Annotated in this window: 18 protein-coding genes; 12 read left to right on the forward strand and 6 right to left on the reverse strand. The window is 58.0% G+C overall.

Annotation, left to right across the window (positions count from 1 at the left end; translation table 11 throughout):
* The first annotated feature begins 1 nt into the window (after position 1).
* The 4 genes from JTM80_RS02770 to JTM80_RS02785 all read left to right on the forward strand — a co-directional run bounded on the left by JTM80_RS02770 (position 2) and on the right by JTM80_RS02785 (position 4,603).
* Positions 2 to 2,224: an ATP-binding protein gene (locus JTM80_RS02770; RefSeq protein WP_205370556.1), complete on the forward strand. Its 2,223-nt coding sequence runs from the start codon at positions 2 to 4 to the stop codon at positions 2,222 to 2,224.
* 97 nt (positions 2,225 to 2,321) lie between these two features.
* The gene (locus tag JTM80_RS02775; RefSeq protein ID WP_205371237.1) at positions 2,322 to 3,296 is read left to right on the forward strand and encodes a transposase; all 975 of its coding nucleotides are present in this window, start codon (positions 2,322 to 2,324) and stop codon (positions 3,294 to 3,296) included.
* A gap of 228 nt (positions 3,297 to 3,524) precedes the next feature.
* Positions 3,525 to 3,848, forward strand: a complete 324-nt coding sequence (locus JTM80_RS02780) for an ArsR family transcriptional regulator (protein ID WP_205370557.1) — start codon at positions 3,525 to 3,527, stop codon at positions 3,846 to 3,848.
* Positions 3,849 to 4,138: 290 nt separating this feature from the next.
* Positions 4,139 to 4,603: a hypothetical protein gene (locus JTM80_RS02785; protein ID WP_172354064.1), complete on the forward strand. Its 465-nt coding sequence runs from the start codon at positions 4,139 to 4,141 to the stop codon at positions 4,601 to 4,603.
* A 20-nt stretch (positions 4,604 to 4,623) separates the two neighbouring features.
* Here the strand turns inward: JTM80_RS02785 and JTM80_RS02790 are convergent, their stop codons facing one another.
* Positions 4,624 to 9,498, reverse strand: a complete 4,875-nt coding sequence (locus JTM80_RS02790; RefSeq protein ID WP_205370558.1) for a filamentous hemagglutinin N-terminal domain-containing protein — start codon at positions 9,496 to 9,498, stop codon at positions 4,624 to 4,626.
* 305 nt (positions 9,499 to 9,803) lie between these two features.
* Here JTM80_RS02790 and JTM80_RS02795 point away from each other — a divergent pair, with 305 nt between their 5' ends.
* From JTM80_RS02795 to JTM80_RS02810, 4 genes are all read left to right on the forward strand, one after another.
* Entirely contained in the window at positions 9,804 to 10,607 is an 804-nt protein-coding gene (locus JTM80_RS02795; protein ID WP_205370559.1) for a hypothetical protein, read from the forward strand.
* A gap of 264 nt (positions 10,608 to 10,871) precedes the next feature.
* Positions 10,872 to 11,534: a response regulator transcription factor gene (locus tag JTM80_RS02800; protein WP_172358787.1), complete on the forward strand. Its 663-nt coding sequence runs from the start codon at positions 10,872 to 10,874 to the stop codon at positions 11,532 to 11,534.
* Between the two features lie 2 nt (positions 11,535 to 11,536).
* Complete coding sequence (locus JTM80_RS02805; RefSeq protein ID WP_205370560.1) at positions 11,537 to 13,456, forward strand: CHASE2 domain-containing protein; 1,920 nt, start codon at positions 11,537 to 11,539, stop codon at positions 13,454 to 13,456.
* A 345-nt stretch (positions 13,457 to 13,801) separates the two neighbouring features.
* Positions 13,802 to 14,593 carry a DUF928 domain-containing protein gene (locus tag JTM80_RS02810; RefSeq protein ID WP_172354068.1) on the forward strand — a complete coding sequence of 264 codons (792 nt, stop codon included), beginning with the start codon at positions 13,802 to 13,804 and terminating at the stop codon, positions 14,591 to 14,593.
* A 233-nt stretch (positions 14,594 to 14,826) separates the two neighbouring features.
* Here the strand turns inward: JTM80_RS02810 and JTM80_RS02815 are convergent, their stop codons facing one another.
* The 3 genes from JTM80_RS02815 to JTM80_RS02825 all read right to left on the reverse strand — a co-directional run bounded on the left by JTM80_RS02815 (position 14,827) and on the right by JTM80_RS02825 (position 17,549).
* Positions 14,827 to 16,176, reverse strand: coding sequence for a DUF3086 domain-containing protein (locus JTM80_RS02815; RefSeq protein ID WP_225906742.1), 1,350 nt, complete (start codon positions 16,174 to 16,176; stop codon positions 14,827 to 14,829).
* An 8-nt stretch (positions 16,177 to 16,184) separates the two neighbouring features.
* Positions 16,185 to 16,577, reverse strand: coding sequence for a DUF3119 family protein (locus JTM80_RS02820; RefSeq protein ID WP_255548864.1), 393 nt, complete (start codon positions 16,575 to 16,577; stop codon positions 16,185 to 16,187).
* Positions 16,578 to 16,769: 192 nt separating this feature from the next.
* Positions 16,770 to 17,549 carry an MlaE family lipid ABC transporter permease subunit gene (locus JTM80_RS02825; RefSeq protein WP_228721710.1) on the reverse strand — a complete coding sequence of 260 codons (780 nt, stop codon included), beginning with the start codon at positions 17,547 to 17,549 and terminating at the stop codon, positions 16,770 to 16,772.
* Between the two features lie 570 nt (positions 17,550 to 18,119).
* Between JTM80_RS02825 and JTM80_RS02830 the strand changes: the two genes are divergently transcribed.
* On the forward strand, positions 18,120 to 18,407 hold the full coding sequence (locus JTM80_RS02830; RefSeq protein ID WP_172354070.1) for a hypothetical protein: 288 nt from the start codon (positions 18,120 to 18,122) through the stop codon (positions 18,405 to 18,407).
* Between the two features lie 55 nt (positions 18,408 to 18,462).
* Here the strand turns inward: JTM80_RS02830 and JTM80_RS02835 are convergent, their stop codons facing one another.
* Positions 18,463 to 19,359, reverse strand: a complete 897-nt coding sequence (locus tag JTM80_RS02835; protein WP_172354071.1) for an LD-carboxypeptidase — start codon at positions 19,357 to 19,359, stop codon at positions 18,463 to 18,465.
* Positions 19,360 to 19,435: 76 nt separating this feature from the next.
* Positions 19,436 to 22,273: an S-layer homology domain-containing protein gene (locus JTM80_RS02840; protein ID WP_205370561.1), complete on the reverse strand. Its 2,838-nt coding sequence runs from the start codon at positions 22,271 to 22,273 to the stop codon at positions 19,436 to 19,438.
* 296 nt (positions 22,274 to 22,569) lie between these two features.
* On the opposite strand from JTM80_RS02840, the gene JTM80_RS02845 reads away from it, so the two are divergent.
* The 3 genes from JTM80_RS02845 to JTM80_RS23565 all read left to right on the forward strand — a co-directional run bounded on the left by JTM80_RS02845 (position 22,570) and on the right by JTM80_RS23565 (position 24,335).
* The gene (locus tag JTM80_RS02845) at positions 22,570 to 22,956 is read left to right on the forward strand and encodes a hypothetical protein (protein WP_172354073.1); all 387 of its coding nucleotides are present in this window, start codon (positions 22,570 to 22,572) and stop codon (positions 22,954 to 22,956) included.
* 177 nt (positions 22,957 to 23,133) lie between these two features.
* Entirely contained in the window at positions 23,134 to 23,499 is a 366-nt protein-coding gene (locus JTM80_RS02850) for a YtxH domain-containing protein (protein ID WP_172354074.1), read from the forward strand.
* A 23-nt stretch (positions 23,500 to 23,522) separates the two neighbouring features.
* Positions 23,523 to 24,335: a hypothetical protein gene (locus JTM80_RS23565; RefSeq protein WP_205370562.1), complete on the forward strand. Its 813-nt coding sequence runs from the start codon at positions 23,523 to 23,525 to the stop codon at positions 24,333 to 24,335.
* Positions 24,336 to 24,402 lie beyond the last annotated feature (67 nt).

Below are 24,402 nucleotides of genomic sequence, written 5' to 3' on the forward strand. Positions count from 1 at the left end.
CTTGCAGCATTCTGTTGGTCTATTTTGGGCCATAGGTGGGGCGATCGCCGGAGCAGCCGTAGGAAGCTTATTTTTTATCTTATTTCTAGGCGTGCTTGGAACTGTGGTCAGTATTGCCAGAGGACTGATGGCAAGCACAGTGGTTGGCGTTGCTAGCGGCATTATGAATAGTATTTTATTCTGCGTCATCCTTGGCATTTCGCAGAGCTTACCCTGGCTAAATGTAGAAACACAACCTGGGGTTATTGCGTCCTTTGCGTTGTCCTTTGGGCTGGCTATTGGAATTATGGTCGGTGTGACGATCGGTGGCGTAGCGGGGGGCATTGTGGGGCTGGTGTTAGGAAGCACTGGAAGCCTGATCGTTGGCATGGTGTTTAGCGTGCTGATCGTTGCCCTATCGGCAATTGACATTGCCGCTGAGCATACAGGTATCGTATTTGGATTTGTGTTTGGGTTGGTGGCGATCGCGACTGGCGGGGCTGCGGTTAGTCTGGTAAAGGGGATTTTTAGCAGCGTTATTATTTCAGCGGCCGTGGGGGTTGCGGTTGGGTTTTCGTCCACTCCGGCTGTCGGTCTGCTGACGGGGGCGATCGCCATCTCCTGCTCACTACGCTTGCCGTTTTATATTATCGAGTTAGTTTGGGCAGGGTGCTGCCCTCAAAAATGCAATCTTGCTGCATGGGATGAGCTGCTAGTTATTTATCTTCCTGGGTCGCGACAGCAACTTTTGCAGCAGATACAGCAAGATTTTGATCATGGTGTGATACAGCTTTGTTATATAGCCTGCAATCCTTTTCAGCGTTGGGTTGCACAGTCTGCACTAAAACATTATCTTATCCATCACCCTAGCCCACTTCATGAGCTGCATGGCTTACTGACTCACCCAGCAAGCCATGCATACGTTTTTGCGCCGCTCAGTCATCACGGCTGGCTGCATATTCCAGCAATCAACTATGTTCTTTTAGGGGAATTACACGATCGCTGGGTCAACTGCACTACTGATCCCAGCAGCCGCTTGTTTGAGCATCTGATTTATCAGATCAGCCGCTGTTTGCGAAACAATAGCCAGACCCCGCTAACCGAATGGGCTAGGATCTTATTCCAGTTGCAGCTTGCAGAAATATCCCAGCAAAAGCTTTCATTGCGGCAGATTGCTGAAATCCAGGCGATCGCAGCTCAGCTTGACTCCTATCCCGGCGGTGCAGAAATCTGTCAGATGTTTGATGTTATTCATATTTTTCTCAAGGGCGATCGCCTTGCGCCTCTTGCAGAGACAGTCTCTCATACAGATCTCCGCTTTCTCCGCAAAAAAGATGCGCTTAATCCACCCGCACTAGAGATTTTGCATCAATTGCAAACGATTGCAATCGACATCTACACATCTGAGCAAACCAGCCGGGTTAATCAACAGGCGGCCTTGCTGCGAACAACCAACACGCTCAACTTGCTAGAAGAAAAGCTCGACGCACACGTTATTACGCCTGAGCGAATCCTTTTGCGGCAAGTGATTCATCACTGGCAGCATCTTGTTTGCATAGCCAGTGGAGAAATTGGCAATGCCCAGCTTATTCAGCCAATCCCTAATCCCTATGTCATCGGCAACCCAGTGACAGGTAGCCTTTTCGTGGGTCGTGAGGACATTATGCGTCGGCTCGAAGAACTCTGGTTGCCTAGTCAACAGGTGCCGTCTGTGGTGTTGTATGGGCAGCGGCGCATGGGAAAATCGTCAATTTTGCACAACCTTGAAGCTATTTTGGGCGATCGCGCTGTCATCGTCGACTTCAATTTGCAGGTCATGGGCATCGTCAATAATACTCACGAATTGCTCTATGCGCTTGCCATAGAAATGTACGATAGGCTGCCTCCACCCTTAACTGTTACATTCCAGGAACCCCAGCTTTCTCAGTTCATGCAGAATAATCCTTATCAATCTTTTCTACGGTTTCTTAAGCATCTTGATTCTGTTCGAGCTGGCAGGCGATTTATTATCACGGTTGATGAGTTTGAGTTGTTAGAACAGCTTATTGAAGCCAATGTGGTAGAACAACGATTAATCACCTTTTGGCGAGGGCTAATTCAAACCTATCCGTGGTTTATTATGGCCTTTGCTGGACTGCATACCCTTGATGAAATGCGGCAAGACTACTGGTGTCCGCTTTTTAGTAGTGTAACTGCTATTCCAGTAGGGCCTCTCTCGTTTTCAGCAGTGCAGCAATTAATATAATAATGCAACCCAGAAGTGTTGAAAGATAGCTCAACATACAAAAAATGGGGGCAGAATATTGTATTCTAGCCCCCAGCAAACAAAAACAATGTTTAAGATGCTAGTGTCATTTCCTGCGCTTGTCAAACCGATACTCAAGCAGTTGTGCCCACATAACTATCCTGTTTTGAACTCTCGCTTATTCTTTGAAATCTGGTTGACCTTCGTTTTAGACCAGGGTTTAACGAGCATGAGAAGCCTGTTTTATCGTCTCAACAAAGCAGGAATCAAGGTTGATATTTCCACCTTTTCTAAAGCCTGCAAGACTCGACAGGATGAACACTTTTGTCGCATCTACGCTGAGCTCATAAGACAGCTAAAACAAAAAAATCCAGCGACAGCACAGATGCTGTTTCCCATTGATTCAACGGTCATCACATTGACAAGCAAGTTGTTCTGGATGCAAGGCTATCATCAAGTCAAATTGCTTAATGGAGTCAACTTAACGCAAGGTAATCCCAGTGAATGCCTGATTCATTTTGGTCAAGGACATGACGCAAAATTTGCTGACAGAGTGACAGGAATGATTCCTGAAGATGCCATCGGCGTCATGGATAGAGGCTTTGCCAGTTGGGATTTCCTTGACCAATTAAGCCAGGATCAGACTCGCTTTGTTGTCCGCCTTAAGAACACGATGAAGACCGAGTTTGAGCATGAGCGATATCGAGTGGTTTGGTTTTGTGACTTAGAGAGCCAAACGGAGTTTCGGCTGGCGACCAATGTAGAACTGATGACGAATGAAGAGATTAGTGAAGTCTATCGCCATCGGTGGCAGATAGAAGTGCTGTGGAAGTTTCTAAAGATGCACTTGAAGCTAGATAAACTAATCTCTAAGAGTGTCAATGGAGTCACCATTCAAATCTACATGGTGTTGATTGCCTATCTGATTCTGCAATTGATAGAAATTCCAGAGTTTTATGGTCATCAATTACTAGATAAGTTGCGCTATTTGCAACTTGAATTGAGTCGTCGTTGTTCGATTGTCCATTGGAGCTACGATCTGCTGCCAGAGACACTCGTAGGAGCTTCGTAGGGTTGAATGTAAAGTTTTATGTCTCAATTCAACACTTCTGAATGCAACCCTCTCCTGATTTCGAGTTGGAATATGAACTAGCAGTTATTCAGAAAATTTTTACCCTTACGAATGGACAGCCTTACCTTGTGCAACTTCTAGGACATACGTTAGTTACTTGCTTCAATCGGGTGGTATTTGAGCAAGGTGCTATACGAAATAAAAAAAATAACACTTCAGGATCTAGAAATGGTGATCAATTCCTCAAGTTTCTATCGAGATGGAGATGCTTATTTTATGGGAATTTGGCGACAGGTAGGAAGTAGCCAGCCTGATCATCAATCTAAAGTACTGCTTTGCTTGTGCGATCGCCCACTCTCTATCTCAGAGATTTCAGACAAAACCGGGCTGAGTGTTTCGAGCCTCCAGCCGATTCTTTCAGCATTACAAAAATGTGGCATCATTACAGATACGGATGGGTATTATACCTATGCTGTTGAGCTGATGCGTGGCTGGCTAAAGCGCCTATATCCACAGCTATTGACTTCTGGACACCGAGAAAGCGACTGGTAGTGCCTGGTTGGCAATCAGTAACGCTCACTCAGCCCTATGCAGCAAAGTAAGTTGCACAAAAGCGCAAGTTCTAAATCCTAAAAATGCAGATTCAAAGACCAGTTTTACCTCTTGAGTCGGCGTAAAAGCGTAGTGACTTTTCGGTTCCATCTCGGTAGGCTAGTAAGCATCGAAGCAAGGTCGCAACACGAGCCACAAAATAAAGCGTCATGGCGATCGCGCTTAATTGCTAAATCTGTTCCGGTCTGATTGTGCGCCCCCCTGATCAATCCAGAAGAGGACATTCACCCATGACTGCCATACTCGCCCTCACATCTGTTCCTAAATCGGTTCAGAATGCTATTCGTAATGTCGCCTTTCCGCTGTCCCCGGTTCCCGAATTTGAGCGTTCCGTGTTTGATTGGACCGTCATCACGTTGACAGTCGGTACGATGATCTTTGGAATCTTTGGCGTGTTGGGCGGGTCGTTTGCCCAGCGGGCCAGCGCCGCAGAAGTTCCCCCCACCACCGAAACCCAGGTGCAGCCGAACCCTGGCAGCGCGGCGGATTTGGGCGGTGTGGTGGTGCCGTTCTGCTACTTTCCTGAAGACCCGACGATCTGCTTTACCAGCGTGGGATACGGGGGCGACGAACCCGTGCAGCCGGGCCCTGCTGTGCGGCTGATCAAGCCGCCGCTGATTCATGTCCGCCCCACGCTTTCGCCAATGGAGCCGGAGCCGCCCGTTTTGCCGATTGTGATTGCGCCGCTCTCTTGAGACGGGGTCTGCGGCTCACGTTAGAGGGTTGTCTCAGAGTCACATTCTCGGCTCAGCACCAGCCGCCCGTCGGTTAATTCATACACGCCCTGCGGTTCGATAGTGGGGTCGCCGGGCTGCCAGGAACGGCTCTGGGGCAATGGCTCTGGGGTCGTTTCGGGTAGCGGCTGCACGTCTCCGGTTGGGAAGGGCGACAGCGACGCATCCCCCGGTGCGTAGGGCAAGCCGCCAGACCCCGTAATGACGAAGCGACCCGATTGGCGATCGCGCACCACGCAGCTACTGGCCAGCAGTCGCCCCTCGTCTATCGAGGCATCTGCTAGCGGCGTGAGGCTATTTTGGACGCTGCTGGTATCGGGAGTGATGATTTGCCCGGGGGCGGTTTGTCCTGAGGCGTTTAGGTCTACCTGGTCGTTGCCGTCAAAGTCATCTGCGCTACCGGGGGGATTCGTCTCGCTGAAAAAGGGCGGGAGCGTGATGTTGCCGCCACGCCCCTCGGCTGCTCGACTAATAATGTCGCTGTCGTCGAAGGCGACCACGCCCGCGCCGCCGATGGTGATGTTGCCGCCGTCGCCCCGGCTATTGGTGGTAATGTCGCTGTCGCCCTCCAGCACCATGAGGCTGCGGGTTGACCGACTGCCTGTGTTGATTTCGATATTGCCGCCGGAGGAGCGGGGGGCGCGGGTGGTGATGTCGCCGTCGGACATTTCCAGGCGATCGCCCGTGTTGATGCGAATGTTGCCTGCTGTGCCGCGCCCGCTGCTGGCGGCAGTGATGGTGGCGCGTTCGTTGAGGAACAGGCTGCCCGTGTTCAGCGTGATGTTCCCGCCTGCGTCTCGGCGGCTGGCGGCGGTGATGTTGCTGTTGGTCAGAAAGGTGCGATCGCCCACGGTCAGCGTGATGTTCCCCGCCGTGCGCCCTCCCGTATTTTCTGCGGTAATGGCGGCGTTGTCGGTTAGGTTCAGGCTGCTAGTACTCAGCGTGATGCTGCCGCCTGCGGCAAACCGTCCTGCGGCAGTGATATTGCCATTGTTCAACCGCGTGCCGCCGCGAATTGCGATGTTGATATCGCCTGCATCTCCCTGCCCTGCGGTTTGGGCAGAAATGGTGGCGCTGTCCAACACCTGCAAGCTGTTGCCGCGCAGGGTGATGTTGCCGCCGCGTCCTCTGGAGTTGAGCCGGGTGTCGGCAAATAGCCCGCTCTGCCCATCGGCTACGTTGGCGACCGCAGTGCCAAATTTTTCGCGGCGATCGCCCACCGTTGAATCGCTGCCCGAAAACAGAATGTCGCCGCCCTCCAGGGTAACGCTGCCCGCCTGCCCTCGCCGCAACGCGCTGGCAATCACCTGGCCGCCGCCCGTCGCCTCAAACTCGTTGACCGATAGGCGAATGCTGCCACCGCGACGGTTGTTTTCGCTGAGCGCATAGATCACGGCCCCATTTAGAATTCGCAGACGGTTAGCTCGAATGAAAATTTCGCCGCCGCGCCCCTGTGCGCCCTGCTGAGCATTTGTGAACAATCCGCTGGAGCGACCCGTTTGGTTGGTCAATCCTGCCAGCCGGACATTGCCTGTTGCGATCACCCGAATGTCGCCTGCATTGCCCCCTCCGCGGGTATTGGCCACCAGTTGGGCCCCACGGGTGATGGCCAGCGATCCGGTTCTGATGTTGACCCTGCCGCCTTGCCCGATTCCACCAGTTTCTACATTGCTGAAGATACCTGTGCCTGTGCCTGAGAGAAAGATGCGATCGCCCACTCGAAGAATCACAGCTCCCGCATTGCCCCGTGCGCGAGTGCTGGCGACGAATTGCACCCCATCAGCCAGTTCCAACCGATTGGCGGTAATGCTGATGTCGCCGCCGTTTCCGACTGCATTCCCTTCAACGTTGCTAAAGGCAACGCTGACCTGTCCATTGGGGCCGGTTCCAGCAAAGCGCACCTGACCCGTAGCGTTGATCGTGATGTCTCCGGAGTTGCCCTTGCCCAGCGTGCCCGAAAATAGCCGTGCCCCGTCCAGCACAAACAGGTTGCGGGCTTGAATGTAAATGCTGCCACCATTTCCGGTCGCACCGTTGTCAACGCGGCTAAAGATGGCGCTGGTCAACTGCTGGTCTGCGCTGAGTCCCTGAAACAGCACATCCCCACTTGCGCGAATCAAAACATCTCCCGCATCGCCCTGACCGTTGGTATTGGACAAAAGCTGTGCGCCGTTTAGCACCGACAGTGACCCTGTTTCAATGTCAATGGTGCCGCCGCGAAGCTGGATGCGGTCGTCTAGCGCCAGGGTTTCTGCATTGATACGGGTGAAAATGGACGTGTCCTTACCATCGAGTAAGATGCGATCGCCCACTCGAATCACCACGTCTCCCGCATTTCCTTCAGCGCTCGTGCTGGCGACCAGTTGCGCCCCATCAGCCATCTCTAGCACGTTGGCGGTCAGGCTGATGTTGCCTCCATCGCCTACTGCGTTTCCCTCTGTATTGGCGAATACTACGCTGGTTTGTCCAGTGGGACTGGTTCCGGCAAATCGCACTCGCCCGGTGGCATTGATGATGATATCGCCCGAATTGCCCTGGCCTAACGTACCCGAAAACAGCCGCGCTCCGTCCAGCACGAATAAGTTACGGCTGCGGATATCGATATTGCCGCCCTGACCCCTGCCGCCTGCGCCGATTCGGCTAAAGATCGCGCTGTGGAATTGGTTGTTGGCGCTACGCCCTCGAAAGGTGACATCGCCCGCCGCCCGAATCGTAACGCTGCCTGCGTCGCCCTGCCCTTCTGTACTGGCGACGAGTTGCGCGCCATCTAGGAATTCTACTGCTTCAGCCGTAATGCTAATATTGCCGCCCCGCCCAAAGCTGTCAGTTTCAACATTGGTAAAGGCAACGCTGTTTTGTCCGTTGGCGCTATTTCCGGCAAATCGCACTCGCCCGGTGGCATTGATGATAATGTCGCCCGAATCGCCCCTTCCGAGCGTGCCTGCAAACAGCCGCGCCCCGTCCAGCACAAACAGGTTGCGGGCTTGGATGTCGATATTGCCGCCATTACCCTGTCCATCTTCTCCCACGCGGCTAGAGGCGGCGGTTGGCAATACACCATTTGGGCTACGTCCGCGAAAGGTGACATCGCCCGCCGCCCGAATCGTGATGCTGCCTGCATCGCCCTGCCCATCTGTGCTGGCGATCAGTTGCGCTCCATCGGCGAGGTTCACGGTTTCGGCGGTAATGCTGATGTTGCCGCCCCGGCCGATGCCGCCCTCTTCAACATTGGTAAACGCCACGGTGGTCTGTCCGCCAGCCCCAGTTCCAGCGAAGCGCACCTGATTTGTGGCGTTGATCAGGATATTGCCCGAATCGCCCGTCCCCAGTGTGCCCGCAAAAAGCCGCGCCCCGTCCAGCACAAACAGATTGCGGGCTTGGATGTCGATATTGCCGCCGCGTCCTCTGGCTCCTTCATCAACGCGCACAAAGGCGGCGGATGGCAGCGAGGTATCAGTAGGGCTGCGGCCTTGAAACGTCACGTCTTCGCGGGCGCGGATCAGAATGCTGCCTGCGCTGCCCTGCCCTTCGGTGTTGGCGAGCAGTTGCGCTCCGTTGATCAGCACCAAAGACCCCGTGGTGATTTGAATATTGCCGCCCTGAAGCTGAATGCTGTCGTCTAGGGCTAGGGTTTCTTCTCCCACGCGGCTAAAGATATCGCCGCCATCGAGTAAGATGCGATCGCCCACCGTCAGAATCACGCTCCCCGCATTGCCCTGCCCCAGGGTACTGGTGCTGATCTGGGCCGTGTCTAGCAGTTCCAGTTGATTGGCCACAATTTCCACATTGCCCGCGTTGCCAATCGCGTTTTCATTCACGCGGTTTCTCACAAGGCTGTCTTCTGCGATTCGCACTGTGCCCGTTGCATTCAGCCGGAGGTCGCCCGCTTGGCTGCCCTCTGCGCCGAAGGTAGATGCGATGCCCGCCTGCAACTCGCTATCGCCCAGCAGCGAGATGTTTCGGGCGGTGACGTTGATATCGCCCTTGTCCCCCAGCAGCACGTCCACAATTGCGCCGTTAGTAAAGGTCACGTCACCCCGCGCCAGCCCGTCGGGAATCACCAGGCTCCCGTTAGGGTTTAGTTGCGCCGTGCCGCCCGCCGCCACTGCGCCAATGTCGATGCGGCCGCCAAAGGCGCTCAACCGTCCCCCTTCGACCTGCACGTCGCCCCCCAGCAGCGTCAGGCTTTGCCCATTGGGAACCCGCAGCCCCACCAAAAACGGGTTGCCTGGAGCAACAGGCGTGACGGAGCGGTTGACGATAGTTCCTGCGGCCACCTGATTGAAAAATAGCGCCGAAGGATCGATGGTCAGCAACGCCGACGGAACTTCGGGGGCAGTGGCGCTGAAGCGTCCCAAATTGCCAAACTGGAAGCCACTGGCGGTGGTGGCCAGGAAAGACCCCTGGAGGTCGAGGCTGGCGGCGGGGCCAAACAGGATGCCGTTGGGATTGAGGAAATACAGGTCGGCGCTGCCCAACACGCCCAGCCGTCCCAAAATGTTGGAGGGGTTGCCCCCGGTGACGCGGCTAAAGATGGCTTCCACCCCGGCGGGATTGGCGAAATACGCGCCGCGCCCCGCGTCGATGTTGAACTGTTCAAAGCTGTGAAACAGGTTTGCGCCGCGCCGGGCCCCGCCATCGATGCGATCGCTCAAAATGCCCTGAATCAGCACGTCCCGCGTCACTACGGAGCTTTCTGCCCCCAGCGTGCCATCTTCAAGAATTGCCTGCGCTTGGGCAGCAGACGGCATGGTCAGCAGGCCCAGGGCCGCCGCGAGGGCAAAGGCTGTGACAGTTCCCTGGGGTGGACTAAACCAAGTAGGGCGTTGGGACTGGGGGCGGGATGGGGGACGCATAGACGCTTTTCGGAGAGCAAAAGTTGCCTGTAGTCTACCATCCTGCTTTTGGGTGAAACGCATCTAAAAAGTTCATTAAATTCAGCAGTTTTAGCGGTTCTCCCCTGGGGCCATTGCAGAAAAGTGCAAGCAAGTTTTCAGGTTTCAGCAAATCCTTTGAGCAAAAACTTCAGCCCTAGGGCTGGGTCGCTCCGATATAGTTCGGGTGTGATGCAGTTCCAGTTTGGGAAGTGTCCCACCCCAGCCCAACTTGAGCGGTTCAGTTCTTAAGCCACTATTTCGCGTTTGCGATTCCGGGTTCCTTTGTGATTTCTGTGCTGTTGATCGGTTTCCTGGTTTGGCTGGCAGTGTTTCATTGGCAAACGCAGCGAGCCTTGCGGTGGTGGTTTGAGCAGCAGCACCACTGGCTTTGTCGCGAGGCGGAGCAGGTTCGCAACGGCCCTTTGCAGAATACCTTCGTTATGCGGCGACAGTTGGAAATGAACTTGGAAATGAACTCGGAAAGGAACTCGGAGGCTCTGAGCAACCCCCTGACCGAGCAGCCCGCCTGGATGGCCCAAGTGACGCAGTTAAATGGGCAATTGGTAGGGCAACTGGTGCGGTTGAGCGATGAACTCTCGCCGCCGTATCTGGAAACCAGCCTGCCGCTGGCGCTTCAGGCGTGGGCGCAGGAGGAGGGGCTGTCGGGGCTGCTGCTGTGTTTACCGTCGAGGTGGCCAGTGGAGCCGACGCTGCGGGTGTCGCTGCTGCTGTCGATGTTGACGCATCTGCTGCGGGGAGCGATGTCTGGGAGAGACGGGCCAGCGGCGATCGCCCTAGAACTGGTGGAGCGATCGCCCCTCGGCATCGGTCACATTGGCGTACTGACCATTCGGCTGGAGTATCCGGCGGTGGCGGCGGCAAGGGCAGCCGGGCGATCGCCCCAGTGGGCGCTGCTCAGTCGTGCCTTTGCGGTGCTGGCTCCAGGCCGCTGCACCCGACGGCGACAGGCGCAGTGCATAGTTTGGCAGTTTCGCTGGCGGCTCTCGCCAGACCTATCGCCCTCCGATGTTGAACCCAGGTTGAACTCAGATCGAACCCAGATTGAACCCAGATTGAACCCAGATTGAACCCAGATTGATTCACGATTGAACTCAGATTAAACCCAGGTTGATTCACGATTGGATCGATTGTCTCATCCCTGCGGATCGCGCAATGCTGTCTTGGATCAGCCCCCATCCACGTTATGACAAGAGTAAGGACGGCGCATTATGATGACCAGAGCACTCGCCTTTAACCCAGCGATCGCAGCGGGCAAGCCCCAAAAGCGGCGATCGCAAATGACCACAGCGCTGGCGCTTAAGCTAGAGAGGGAGAAACGACGGGAGGCGCACATGGCGGGATCTTCTACCCTGAAGAAAATTGTGGTGGTGGACGACCATGAACTCGTGCTGAACAGCACCGTAGAAGCCCTCCGGCAGCAGTATGTCGATGCCCAAATCACCACGGCCCAAACCGCAGCCAGCGCCCTCGCCCAGATTGCCCAAACCCAGCCCGATCTGGCTGTGGTCGATCTGGCGCTGCCCGAACAGCCGGGCCAACCTTCGCGCCCAGAAGTGGGGCTGCAACTGCTGCGGACGCTGATGCAGCAATATCCCAGCCTCAACATTGTGGTGCAAAGTGCCAATGCCAAGTCGCTGGTGCGGCTGAAGCCTGCGATCAATGCCCACGAGGGCGGTTTCATTATTGCTGACAAGAGCCTGTCGCTAAGGGAAATGCTGACCAAGGTGGAGTGGGCGATGCAGGGGCTGGTGTTTACGCCGAAGGAAATGCGAACTGGGCTGGAAATCAAACCAGAGTGGCTGGAGGTGCTGCGGCTGGCGTTTCATGAAGGCTTGCAGGATAAGGCGATCGCCGAACGGATGAGCGTTGCTGAGCGCACCGTCCGCCACTATTGGACGCAGGTGCAAGATGCGCTGGGCGTGTATCCCGACAGCGGCAAAAACCAGCGCATCCAGACCGAAATCCGCGCCCGCGAAGAAGGGCTGATTGACTAGCTATGAACAAGCGGCAAACGCCCTGGGCGGCGCTGCGGCGCGAGTGGCGCATCTGGAAGGCGGGGGCGCTGCCGGGGCTGGCGGTGATTGGGCTGGTGGCGCTGCTGCGGCTGACGGGCAGCCTGCAAGTGCTGGAACTTCTGACGTTGGATCTGCTGCTGCTGCTGCGGCCGGCCGAACCCACCGACCCGCATCTCCTGATCGTCGGCATTGATGAAGACGACATCAAGGCGGTTGGGCAATACCCCATTCCCGATGGGCAACTGGCGGCGCTGATCCAGACCTTGCAACAATCGCGGCCGACGGCGATCGCCCTTGACCTGTACCGCGATCTGCCCCAAGAGCCGGGCAGCGCCGACCTGCAAGCGCTGTTTCGTAGCCAGACCAACCTATACGGCATAGAAAAAGTGATCGGACGGGCGATCGCCCCGCCCCCCGACCTGCCCGATGAGCGAGTCGGCTTCGCAGACCTGCCCACCGACCTAGACGGCAAACTGCGCCGCAGCGCCCTCGGTAGCTACAACGCGGAAAAGACCGAGTTTCGCTTCTCTCTGGCGCAGCGTCTGGCCGAACGCTTTCTGTCGGAACGCGGTATATCGCTTGCAGGCGGCATTCGCGATCCCTACGCCATGCGATTTGGCCCGGCGGAACTGCCCCGCACCCAGCCCAACACAGGCAGCTATCACCAGATACCGCTCATGGAAGTGGAAACGCTGCTGTTTTTCCGCAGCGGTTCTCGACCGTTTGACTTGGTAACCCTGCGCGAGGTGTTGGCGGGGCAGGTGTCGGCAGACAAAGTGCGCGATCGCATCATCCTCATCGGTGTCGTTGCGCCCAGCGTCAAAGATACCTTTAACGCTATGGCCGCCGTCACGGGTGTTCCAGAAATCCCGGCGGGCACCATCGCCGGAGTTGAAGCCCACGCCCACGCCACCAGCCAGATCATTCAGGCCGCGCTCTACGGGCGGCCGCTGCTGCGCGATTGGGCAGACCCCTGGGAATATGGCTGGCTGATTCTTTGGGGCATTTTGGGTATCGGGCTGGGGCGGTTTCTGGTCAGTCCCCTGCGGATTCTGGCGGGGCTGGGGCTGGGGCTAATCATTCTGCTGGGGCTGTGCTTTGCGCTGCTGCTGGCGGGCTGGTGGGTGCCGCTGGTGCCTGCGCTGCTGGCGTTTTTCCTGAATGGGGTAGGGCTGACGGCGGCGCTGTTCTATCGCCACCAGCAGGATTTGAAGCTGCAATTGCGCGATCGCCAATATGTCATCGACCACACCTTCAACGCCATTCACAGCGGCCCGCTGCAAACCCTGTCGCGCCTGCTCAGCAAAACGCGGTCTGGCCACTTGCCCGAACGCCAGTGGGAAACAGAGCTAGAGCATCTCAACCGGGAACTGCGCGTCGTCTACGATTCGGTTCGTAAAGAAATCCTGACGGAAGACGGCAGCCTCTACCTGTCCGAAGACCAGGCTCTTGATCTCAACGGCCCCTTTGAAGAAGCGCTGTACGAGGTCTATGACCACACGCTGCGGCGAGATTTTGACTGCTTTAAGACGCTGAAATTGCGCCTGACCACATTTGATCCGCTGGAAACTGCTGGGCTGACGCTAGAACACAAGCGAGAACTCTGTCGGTTTCTGGAAGAGACGCTTTGCAACGTGGGGAAATACGCCGTTGGAGTCACCCAGTTGAACGTCGTGTGCAAGCAGGAAAATGGTCAGAATCTCATCCGCGTGATTGATAACGGCAAAGGAATAGACCCCGAACAATCCATCAAGCCGCCTGCGCTGGGAGGACGCGGCACACAGATCGCGGAAAGCATCGCGAATCAGCTTGGCGGCAAATTTCGACGAGAGCCGATCACGCCCCACGGAACGCTGTGTGAATTGATGTGGAACCCTAGCAAGATTCGATTTTGGACGTGAGGTTGAACTTTGGACGTGAGGTTGAACGGAATTCTGCTGCCTTGCTGTTTTCTGCAAGGGGGATGACGGTTTTGGGCGATCGCCCCCTCCCAAACTCGCCAGCGATCTTTCCGAACTCTTCATAGGCAAAAGGAATTTTCTCCGATAGCCTAATGCATAGGTGAATTAGCTCGTTGATATAGAGTCTTATCGAAGGGACAAGGCGAAGGAACAGGGATTAGGGCAGACACCAAAATCCAAAACCCAAAATCCAAAACTCAAAATCCAAAATCCAAAACCCAAATCCCTTCCTCCCCTTCCACCGCATTGACCTTGAACCTAGCCCTGAACGAGGAGGTTTGCCCCATGACCCGGCGTTCGCGTTTCCATCGACTATCCAGGCGGCGGGTTCTGCCCCCGGCGATCGCCACTGGATGCGTGCTGGGGCTTGCTCTGCTGGGTGTCGTCATAGCCCCGGCAACCGTCGGGCAGGCAAAACCCTCGCAGCCGCCCGCCGCGCTCAAGTCCTACAAGCCGCCGCCACCAAATTCGGACTATCAAGCACCCGCCCCCGGTGGCGGAATACGAACCTCCGATTGCAGCAATATGCCGCTGTTGGCCCTTGCGCCCCAGCTTCACCAGGGGCAGACCAGTACCCGCCGTCCCACTCTCGCCTGGTACGTCCCCGGAGACGTGGCGGGGATGCTGGTTATTCAGGTGTTTCGGGGGACCCTGCGCGATCTGGAGCGGGAAACTGAGCTGCCGCTGCTAGACGAAACGCTGACCAGCCGCGCTGGCATCATGACCTGGACGGTGCCGCAGGATCTCACGGTGGGTGAAACCTATGCGTGGCGCGTGGTGCTAATGTGCGACAGCAATCGCCCATCGCTGAACCTGCGCGATGTGGCGGAGTTTGTGGTGGTTGCGCCGACTGGGGCGCGTTCGGCAGACCCAGTGCGCGATGCCCAGCAGATGGCTGAGGACGGTATCTGGTACGATGCCCTGGCGCTGACCCTCAGTTCGCCCGCGTCGCCACAGATGCGATCGCTCCGCATCGATATGCTGGAAACCCTGGCAGATCTGGAATCCCGCAGTGATAGTCTGCAAGCTGCCACCCGCGTCCAGGCGTTGCGCCGGATTGTGGAGGTGGAGCGATAGAGCAGGCTGGGAGTTGGGGTTTGGGTTTTAGTAGGACTGACGCACTTGCGATTAAATTTCCTGGGTTTTGGACGATTTCTTGCAGGCACAGTCCGTGAGAAATCGTCCAACTGCGTAAGTCCTATTTAGGATTTTGGGGTTTGGATTTTGGGGTTTGGATTTTGGGGTTTGGATTTTAGGGCTGGAGTTGAGGGGTGGGCGATCGCCCCTGTTCCTTGGCCTTGGCAAAAGCGCTAGTACACCATCGGGCGGGTGGGGTCGCTGGCGAAGGCAATCCACAGCGGGAATTGCAGCAGCGACAGGTTCACCACATCTTCCGACTCGTCCATGATGATCAGCGGTAGCTGCTTTTGCTTGAGCAGGCGATCGGCCCGCTGGGCCAGAGGTTCCGGCGCTTCAAACAGCACCACCCCCTGATCTGCCCCAAAATCGGTGCGGGAAATGCCGAGGCAGTCTTGCAGGCCGCGCCGCCACTCGCCCAGGCGTTCTGGTGTGTCTGCCAGAATCAGCGTCCGCACTTTGGGGCCATAGAGCTTCCGCAGGATAGAGATAATCGCCGAAGCCACCAGAATGTTTTGCAGGCGCGACCCCATCGTTCGGGTTGCGCCGCGGCCGCCCTGAGTAAAGAACCAGTTGGCAACGCGCTCGGCGTGGACTGGCTCGAAGGTGCGGCGCAGTTGCCAGGCGGGGCCATAATAGTCGGGCGAGGTGCGATACTGCTCCAGCAGCTTGCGGATCTGCCGGGTTTCTTCCTGAAACGCGGGTTCGCCGAATTTAGGCTTGGGGGCGGGTTCTTCGCGCTCTTTTTCCCGCTCTCGATCGCGCTCCCGTTCTCGCGGCGGCGGTGCAGACAGCTTCAGGTCATCTGCCAGCGTGACCAGATCTTGCAGGCTGCCCACCAGGTAATCCTTGAAGCCCTGGATGCGGATGGCGATGTCTTGCGAACTGCCCGCAAAGGTACTCCGCATTTCGGTGCGAATGCGCTCTTGGCGACGCTCCAACTGTTCCACAGAAACTTGCAGCGCCTGTTTTCGCTGTTCCAACTCGCCCAGACTTTCGCGGGCCAGGCGACCCAACATTCGCTCGGTGGCAGCAAAATCGGCCTGGAGTTGGGCGATCGCCCGCTTCAGGTCTTGCTCCTGCGCTTTGAGGTCGGCAACCCGTGCGGCGATCGCCGCTGGAGAGTCGTCGTCGGCATCCTTCGCCCAATCGGCGGAGAACTCGGCGGGTGCAGTCGAGCGTGGGGCCGCCAGAGGCGCGACGGATTCTGCCATCGGTTCCGCACCGGAGGGCAAATCATCGGCCCAGTTGCTCGACCCGTTCTCATCCGCTGCTGGCAGGGTCGATTCAGCCCCAGGTTCCGAGGAGAAATCCGAATTAGCCGCCGCATCCAAACTGGCGATCGCCCCGACGCTGTTCTCGTCAGCCCTGGGTGGCGGGGTCGCTGGCGACGAGAGGCTGAGCGGCGCAACGGCCCCGTCTGGCATTTCGCTGGCGGGTGTCGTGAAATTCACTCCGGGGGACTGAGAAGACTTCTCCTCGTCCGAGTCAAAAAAATCTGCGTTGGATTCGTCTGGATTCATGAGGCAAATTACTCGGAAACGGTCGGACAACGCTGCTCCAGGCAGGCTTGTAGCGCTTTGGGGTCAAACAGGATTGGCAAAAAGTGGATGCTGTTCACCTCTTTGAAATAGAAGAGAATGGGCACGGGTGGCCAGAAAATCGCCCAGTTTTGCCAGTCCTGATAGGGAAAACGGCGGATGCGCGTTTCGCCGTGAAAAATGTCGAGGGCCGTGTCAGTGAAGTGGAGCCGCAGTGTTGCGGTTTGCACCAGCAAGAACACGCCAAACAGCCCAACCGCCGCACCAACCCAGACCTGGAGCCACACCAGCGGCAGCGCCAGCAGCAACAGTCCGATGGGCAATCGATAGCTGGGTGCAAGCTGCACGGGATCAGTAGGGGCGATCGCAAAGGGTGAGTTCACGTTGATTCTTGCAGTTGATTTTTGAGTGGATGTTTGGGTTGCTTTTTGAAATTTGAAAGCAGCGTTACAAGATTCCTCTCTATTCCTCTATTCTAAGTCGTGTTGCTGACGACCCTTTCAGAATGCGGTTTGAAGAACACCCGGATCGAGCGCCCATTACCGCAGCCAGGAGACCCCGTTCGCCCGCCAGCCTCAAAACGAAGCGCCAGTGTCAATGCCTCGGAACATGAGCCAGGACATGAAGAAGTTGCTGACAAAGATCGCCAGCAGCGCCGTTACCACAGCGGCGGTGGTCGATTGGCCGACCCCTTTTGCGCCGCCTGTGGTGGTGAGGCCCCAACTACAGCCGATGATGGCAATGAGCGCCCCAAACACCACCGACTTGATTAAAGCGCTGATCAAATCCCACTCTTGCATGAGATTTTGGGCAGAGTCGAGAAAAACCTGTGTCGAGATATTGTAAAGCGACTCCGCCAGAATTGCCCCGCCTGCCATTCCGGTGACAAAGGACAACACCGTTAGCAGCGGCAGCATGAGGCAGCAGGAGATGACGCGGGGGATCACCAGATAGTCGATGGGGTCGGTTTTCAGCATGTAGAGCGCGTCGATTTGCTCCGTCACCTGCATGGTGCCAATTTCGGCCGCAAAGGCAGACCCGATGCGCCCTGTGACCACGATCGCCGTGACCAGAGGGGCCAGTTCTCGCGAGAGGGCGATCGCCAAAACGCCCCCCACCGCCGTTCCTGCCCCAAAGGCGATGAATTCTCGCGCCACGCCGATGGTAAACACCATCCCTACGGTCAGCGCGGTCAGCAGGTTGATGGGCAGCGACTCTGGCCCAACGACGGCCATTTGCTCCGACGTATTGCGGACGTGGATCTTGCCTGTCAGCAGGTGAACCAGCACCTGCCCGCCCAGAAACACTGCCGCCACGAGCCGTCGCCACCAGCGCCCCAAACTCGAATTTCCCAACTCCGTACTCAAGGATGTTTCCGCCGACTCTCTAGGGTGTGCAATAGATTGATACTATGCGAATACTATGCGAACTTCACTCCTCTGACATGACTCGATCGCGCTAGAAACTGGATCGCGTCGCTCTAGAAAACAGGGGCTTGATTCCGGGTGTCTTTCTTAACTCGGCGTTACAGAATTCAGAAAGGGCAGGACGGGCGATCGCCCCAACTCCGGTTTCTCGGCCGCGCTTTGGGGTTGGAGTGTGTTAGAAGCCGCGAATACTCATCGGTTTCAGGTTGTCTCAGTGATTTCTCTAGGGCGATCGCTCGCAGATTGCGTTTTCTGAGAGCGATTTAAGATTTCTGTCATATTCTGCGGGTCGCCCCAGATTCCGCCTATCTTGGATGCAACAGGCTGACTGGGGCGATCGCCAAAACGGGGTCGAGCTTGCGCTGGTTCAGTCTGCATCGTGAGCGATTGCACCGAATATGGGGCACATTGATTGCACCTGTATTCTGCTGCACTTGCCTATCGCACTTTGCGTCCTAAACTCTGCCACCGTTCGTTTCCCTGGTTTTGTCACACGTTATGCGTATGTTTCCTAACCTGATGCGATCGCTCCTGATTACAGCCATTTTCAGCTTTTTGCTGCCTGTGGTGCTGGTGGGCTGCTTGCTGGTGCCGCTGCGGGTGCTGCAAGAAATTCCCAGCCTGGAAGTCATGAGTCAGGCCGGCATTGCTCCGGTGGTCGAGTTTTTGCGAGTCTTTGGCAGCGGCAATCCCCTCCACGGGCTGCTGGTGATTGCGTCTGTGTCTAGCCTGGTGGGTATTTTGTTCGATTCCTACACGCTCTATCGGCACGAAAAGATCGGCTAGGCCGAGCTTCAAATCTTGGATTGGGGGCTGCAATTATCGCTTATTCGCCTTCAAATTATTCGCCTTCAAAGCTGAGGATGCCGCGATCGCCATCCAGCCAGACGGGTACACCTACCGGCAGCGCTGCATTGCTGCCGTCGTGGCCAAAGGGCAGATCAGACACGACCGGAATGCCCAAATCACTGAGGCGATCGCTCAACACGCCCTCCACCGAAAAGCTGGGAATGTGCTGCGGTGCGTCGCACTGGCTAAAGCGACCCAACGCAATGCCGCGTACCTGCGACAGCAAACCGCTCATGCGCCACTGGGTCAGCATTCGGTCGATGCGGTAGGGGGCTTCCATCACGTCTTCCAGCGCCAGGATTACGCCATTCAGGTCGGGCTGGAGCGGCGTATGCAGCAAATGCGTCGCCACTGTCAGGTTTGCAGGCAGCAGCAGCCCCTTGGCCGTGCCGCCGCCCCAGCCGTCGCCCTTCAGGGGAGATAGCGGCTTGCCCTCGACGCAATGGATTAGCCGCTCCACCGACCAGTCTGGCTCTACGCACAGCGTCGTTAGCACGGGGCCATGCACGCCGGAGATGCCCTGCTGCGCCAGCCCCCACAGCAGGCTGGTAATGTCTGAAAAGCCAATCAGCCACTTGGGTTCCGCTGTGCCCCAGTCCCATTCCTCCAGCAGGCGACTGCCGCCATAGCCGCCCCGCGCACAGAGAATCCCGCGACAGGTCGGATCGTTCCAGGCTTCGGCAAACTGCGATCGCCGCTCCAAATCCGTGCCTGCCAGATAGCCCCAGCGCTTGTCGATGTGGGGGGGGACTTCGACCCGATAGCCGTGCGATCGCCAAATTTCCACGCCCAGATGAAAAGCCTCCATCTCTCGCAGGGCCCCACTGGGAGTAATCACACGCAGCAAATCGCCAGGTTTGAGCGGAGCAGGAGGGAGGCAGGGACGCATTGGGTTGGCAGGGAGGGATCTCGAATCAGTTTTCCCTCCCATCATCGCATCATCTTTTGCGCTTCTGCCTCCCCCCTTATCCCACGGTTTGCCTGACAAACTGCACGACTGCCAAGGCGATCGCCTTTCCAAGCCGCTGGCGATAGTCGGGGCTGGTCAGATTGGCAACGTCTGTTTCGCCAGTTAAATAGCCCAACTCCAGATGCACGGCGGGAATGGGTGGCCTCAGGAGGGCAAAGGAGGCGGTGCGAATGCCGCGATCGCCCATTTCCAGGGTTTGCACGATATTGGTGTGAATGCTCTGGGCCAGGCGGCGGCTCTCGGCTGCGTTGGGCAGGTGATAGGTTTCCAGCCCGTTGATGGTGGGGCGCGGCGGGCGGGTGGCATTGAGGTGCAGGCTGATCAGGGCGCTGGGTGCAGGTTGGGTTTGTTGCAGAATCGCAAGGCGATCGCCCAGCGACACCGTGCGGTCGTCCGTGCGGGTGAGGCGGGTCTGTACGCCATAGTCTTGGAGCAGTTTGGCTATGTCCAGGGCGATGGCCAGCGTCAGGTCTTTTTCCTGCGCTTCACCCGCGACCACGCCCGGATCAGCGCCGCCATGCCCCGGATCGAGGATCACCATTGGCAGATCCTCCGGTCGGCCGGCGGGATAGCTACCCGGCGGAGACGATTGCCCCACCGACGGGGCCGCTGGAGCCATTGCAGACTGAGCCGCCACCTGTGGCTCGACGATGTAGGGAGAGAAAATCGCGGGCGATCGCCCAGCCTGCACCAGCGCCTGGTAGACCATCGCGGTCACTTCGGCGCGGGTGGCTTCGCGCACAGGTTCTAGGCGATTGAGGTCGGGATAGTTGACCACGAGGCGCTGGCCCGTGGCGCTGGCGACGGCAGGCTGGGCAAAGGTAGGCAGCGTGTCGCGGTCAGCATAGCGGTTCAGCAGCAGCGGATTTCCAGGCGGCAGTCCCAGCCCGTTCACCAGCGACAGCAGCACCTCGATGCGCCGCACGTTTTGGTCGGGGCGGAACTGGTTTTCGCCCACGCCCGATAGCAACTTGCCGCGATAGGCCTGCTGAATGGCGCGATAGGCCCAGTGCGTCGTGGGCACATCGGTAAACTCCAGCGCGGGCCGCCGGGGCAGCGGATTGAAGGTATTGACCAAAAGCGCAGCATACTGGGCGCGGCTCATGCCGACCTCTGGCCGAAACGTGCCGTCGGAAAACCCGCTGACTGCGCCCTGGCTGACCAGGCCCTGAATAAAGTCTGCTGCCCAGTGGCGGGTGGTGTCTGAAAAGGCGACAGCGACCGTATCGGGAACCACGATGTAGGGCGAGGGAATGGCGCGAGCCTGGGCGGTAATCACGAGTGCCTGGTACAGAATGGCCGACACCTCGGCGCGGGTGATGTCGCTCATGGGGCGCAGCAGCTCCACCTGGGGATGGTTCACAATCAGGCGCTTTTGGGTGGCGGCGGCGATGGGGATGGTGGCGTAGGTGGGAATTTGGGCGCGATCGCGGTATACGCCCAGATGCCCCGGATGTCCGCCCGTCAGCCCCAGCCCGTTGACCAGGGCCAAAATCGCCTGCACCCGCGTCAGGTTGACATTGGGGCGAAACGTACCGTCGGGAAAGCCCGCCAAAAAGCCCATTTCTACAGCACGGGCGATCGCCGCTGTGGCCCAAAAGTCTGGCGCAACATCGACAAAACTGGAGGGCGAGCGCACGGCGGGCAGGTCAAAGGTGCGCGTCAAAATCGTGGCAAATTGCGCCCGTGTCAGCGGCAAATCGGGCTTGAAGGTGCGATCGGGAAAGCCGCCAATAATGCTGCGTTCTACCAGCGCCGCGATGAAGGCCTCTGCCCAATGACCCGATATATCGGTCAGTCCGGTTTCGGGAATCGGGACGGGGGGCAATGGCGGAGTCGGCACGGGCCGCGGCTGCGGCGGCGGCGAGATGGGTCGAATCTGCTCTGCTACGGTGCTGGCAATGAACTCCAAGCCTTTGGCCGACGGCAATGCGCCCAGGTTGACGCGGGTTGGATTAATCTGGTTGCCCACGGAGGCCAGAACGGCGCTGGTGCTGTTTCGCACGTCGGCTGCGCCGTTGTTTTGAAACACATTGCCGCCGGGGTCCTGGGGCTTGCCAAGGTCGGGCGCAGCGTTGCCCACGGTCACTAGGCCGTCTTCGCCGTTGCGCTCCACCACGTTATTCCGCAGCACCGGACGAGCATTGCCCGAAATCACGATGCCCACGCGGTTTTGCACCAGCCGATTGCCCACCAGCAGAGGGGCGGTGTTGTCGCTGAGGGTGATGCCCGTCGCGGTTTGCTGACAGAGGTTTCGCAGCAGTTCGCCCTTGGCGTTGCGGCTGAGGGAAATGCCGCTGACGGTGTTTTGCTGAAACATGCAGTCGGCAATTTCAGGCAGGGCGCTGCCCGTGGCCACAATGCCCTGCCCGCAGCGGGTGAAGGTGCATTGCGCTACGCGGGCCGCTGGGTTGGCCCCGGTTGCCCCTTCCAGCCAAACGCCTGTGCCCTGGGGCTGGGGATTGATTACCGTCACGCCGCGCAGTTCGGCCTTGTCCTCCAGCCGCAGCGTCACGCTCTGTCGGGCAAAGGTGGGGCTGAGGTAGTCGCCGCCGCCTTCGATGATCAGGCGATCGCCCTTCGAGACCGGATCACCCACCACGGTAATCCCCGCACCAACCACCAGCGGAAAGGTTTCGCCCGTCTTGGTGCTGTAGGTTCCTGCCGCAAGCTGGATCACTGTGCCTGCCGTTGCCCGCCGCAGCGCCCGCGTGATGGTGCGATAAGGAGCGGACTGGCTGCCGCTAGCGTCATCGCGACCCGTGGCAGGGTTGACGTAGAGCGCTTGAGAGAGCGTCTGAGAGAGCGGTTGAAAGGGAGAAGAGGATGCCATGTTCAAAAATCCCCCTTTGTGCGGGGGCCATGATGCCAGAGTGGAGTCGAAGGAACGGTCGGGTTTGGGCCTGATTTCAGCCTAAATCAGGCCAGTTGTGATTAGAATTTAGGGGTCGGGTGCGTCGGAGGGGGCTTGATGGGAGGTCTGAATCCAGCAAGCGTCTAGCGATTAACGGGCAGTAAACTGGCAATAGGCTGTCGTATAGGCTGGCGATTTGTTGACGATTTATTCAGTTTATTCAAGCTATTCAAGACAAGAGTGGACGCGGATTTGAGTGAGGGAAGCCCAAAACCATGCTGATGGCGGTGGTGGTGCTTAATTTTAGCCTGGCCCTGTTTGGGTTGTATGCGGCCGGGTGGGTGTGGCGACTGGGGCGGGGGCTGCGACAGGTGGCTGATACGCTGACTCGTGCCGAGCGCCAGACCTATCGGACGTTGCAGGGCGCACCCGTAGCGATCGCCCAGGGACAGACCCACATTGAACAACTGCGGCAGCAACTTCAGCAGGTTGGCCCCCAGGTGCAGCGGCTGCGACAGGCGATCGCCCTGGTCAGCTTAGCGCAATCCCGCTGGTTTGGCGGCTGGGGGTTTGGGACCCGGAGACGCGCGAAAGCAAAGGCAGCGCCTAAACAGGCGCGACAATCCCAGTCCTATCGGGGACGCGGCAAATCCAGGGATTGAATGGGCGTTGCCCGTTGTGCGGTTGGGTCAGATGTCATTCTGGATTGAGCGGTCAGACTTGGAGTAGAGTAGCGAACTGAACCGCTCAACAGGGCGACGGCAAGGCTTTGGTACAGCAGAGCTTCAGCGCAGGGCTTGAGCTAGGTTTTCTAGGAGAACAGGCAGGAGTAAAGAGACATGGCAGACAATCGGTCGGGTTCGGCAGGAACCTTCTTGGCAGGGGCGATCGTGGGTGTGGCAATCGGCGCGGTGACGGGGCTGCTGCTGGCTCCGCGCACTGGACGTGAGACGCGCCGCCTACTGAAAAAATCCGCCGATGCGCTGCCCGAAATTGCCGAAGACATTTCCAGCAGTGTGCAAATTCAGGCCGATCGCCTGTCGGGGTCGGCGCTGAAAAATTGGGACGGTACGCTGTCTCGACTGAAGGAGGCGATCGCCGTCGGCATCGAGGCCAGCCAGCGCGATCGTCAGGCTACGGCTCAAAAAGACCCGCGTCCCGCCCCCGACCCGCGCCCCCCGGCCCGCGATTCTAGCTTGACGTGAGCAGAGGTTAGTACAAATCTGCCGTGTCTGATCCCCTGTTTTGGCTGGCATTGTCCCTGCTGCTGGTGGCCGTCTCGCTGACGGCTGTGCTGGTGGCGCTGCTGCCTGCGGTTCGAGAACTGTCGCGGGCCGCCCGCAGTGCTGAGAAGCTGTTCGACACGCTGAACCGAGATTTACCGCCTACGCTGGACGCGATTCGCCGGACGGGGCTGGAGCTAACTGATCTGACCGATGACGTGAGCGAAGGCCTGCAGAGTGCGGGTCGCATGGTCAAGCAGGTCGATCAGAGCCTTTTGGGGGTGCAGCAGCAGGCAAAAAAAGCCCAGCGCGTGACGCGCAGCCTAGCCGTGGGGTTTCGTGCGGCCTGGCAAACCCTGTTGAAGCCTGCGCCACCGCCTGCTAGACCCACCCGCCGCGCCGTGCCGCCGGACTGGGAGGGCGATCGCCCCGATCGATACCCCGACGCATTGCCGAAGCGGTACGATGCCCAAGACGATTGGGAGGATTCGGGCGGCCCGCCTCGCGCCTATGGGGCTGAGAAGTATACCGAGGAGTATGCTGCCCACAGCCCAGAGACCCACAACCCAGAGACCGACTTTGACAGCGCCCGCGATCCCGATAGCTATGTGCCCAGGGTCTATAGCTCGGAGCAGTATGACGAGCCGAACTGTTGGGAGGATGCCCCTGCGTCTGAGCCTGCTAGACCCGATGCAGCAGCGCCATTGCTGAGTCGGCGATCGCCCACGTCCACTCGACCTCTGGAAGGCGAAGCCCGCGACGGTTTTGAACAGGATCTTTGGGAAGAAGACCTCCCACCGCTGGAAAATCGACCCTAAAGCCCCCCTCTCATCCCTCTCAGTAAACGCCACAGCGCTCGTTGACAGGCGTTTACTCCCTGCCTCG

Origin of the sequence: Thermoleptolyngbya sp. PKUAC-SCTB121, assembly GCF_016919485.1 — a bacterium.
In the GTDB taxonomy this organism is placed as follows: domain Bacteria; phylum Cyanobacteriota; class Cyanobacteriia; order Elainellales; family Elainellaceae; genus Thermoleptolyngbya; species Thermoleptolyngbya sichuanensis.

Excerpts from the sequence above, each read along its gene's own strand:
- JTM80_RS02790 (WP_205370558.1), bottom strand. The coding sequence starts at position 9,498 with ATGCGTCCCCCATCCCGCCCCCAGTCCCAACGCCCTACTTGGTTTAGT.
- JTM80_RS02780 (WP_205370557.1), top strand. The coding sequence starts at position 3,525 with ATGGTGATCAATTCCTCAAGTTTCTATCGAGATGGAGATGCTTATTTT.
- JTM80_RS02805 (WP_205370560.1), top strand. The coding sequence starts at position 11,537 with ATGAACAAGCGGCAAACGCCCTGGGCGGCGCTGCGGCGCGAGTGGCGC.
- JTM80_RS02815 (WP_225906742.1), bottom strand. The coding sequence starts at position 16,176 with ATGAATCCAGACGAATCCAACGCAGATTTTTTTGACTCGGACGAGGAG.
- JTM80_RS02835 (WP_172354071.1), bottom strand. The coding sequence starts at position 19,359 with ATGCGTCCCTGCCTCCCTCCTGCTCCGCTCAAACCTGGCGATTTGCTG.
- JTM80_RS02810 (WP_172354068.1), top strand. The coding sequence starts at position 13,802 with ATGACCCGGCGTTCGCGTTTCCATCGACTATCCAGGCGGCGGGTTCTG.
- JTM80_RS02850 (WP_172354074.1), top strand. The coding sequence starts at position 23,134 with ATGGCAGACAATCGGTCGGGTTCGGCAGGAACCTTCTTGGCAGGGGCG.
- JTM80_RS02845 (WP_172354073.1), top strand. The coding sequence starts at position 22,570 with ATGCTGATGGCGGTGGTGGTGCTTAATTTTAGCCTGGCCCTGTTTGGG.
- JTM80_RS02800 (WP_172358787.1), top strand. The coding sequence starts at position 10,872 with ATGGCGGGATCTTCTACCCTGAAGAAAATTGTGGTGGTGGACGACCAT.
- JTM80_RS02775 (WP_205371237.1), top strand. The coding sequence starts at position 2,322 with ATGCTAGTGTCATTTCCTGCGCTTGTCAAACCGATACTCAAGCAGTTG.
- JTM80_RS02830 (WP_172354070.1), top strand. The coding sequence starts at position 18,120 with ATGCGTATGTTTCCTAACCTGATGCGATCGCTCCTGATTACAGCCATT.
- JTM80_RS02840 (WP_205370561.1), bottom strand. The coding sequence starts at position 22,273 with ATGGCATCCTCTTCTCCCTTTCAACCGCTCTCTCAGACGCTCTCTCAA.
- JTM80_RS02785 (WP_172354064.1), top strand. The coding sequence starts at position 4,139 with ATGACTGCCATACTCGCCCTCACATCTGTTCCTAAATCGGTTCAGAAT.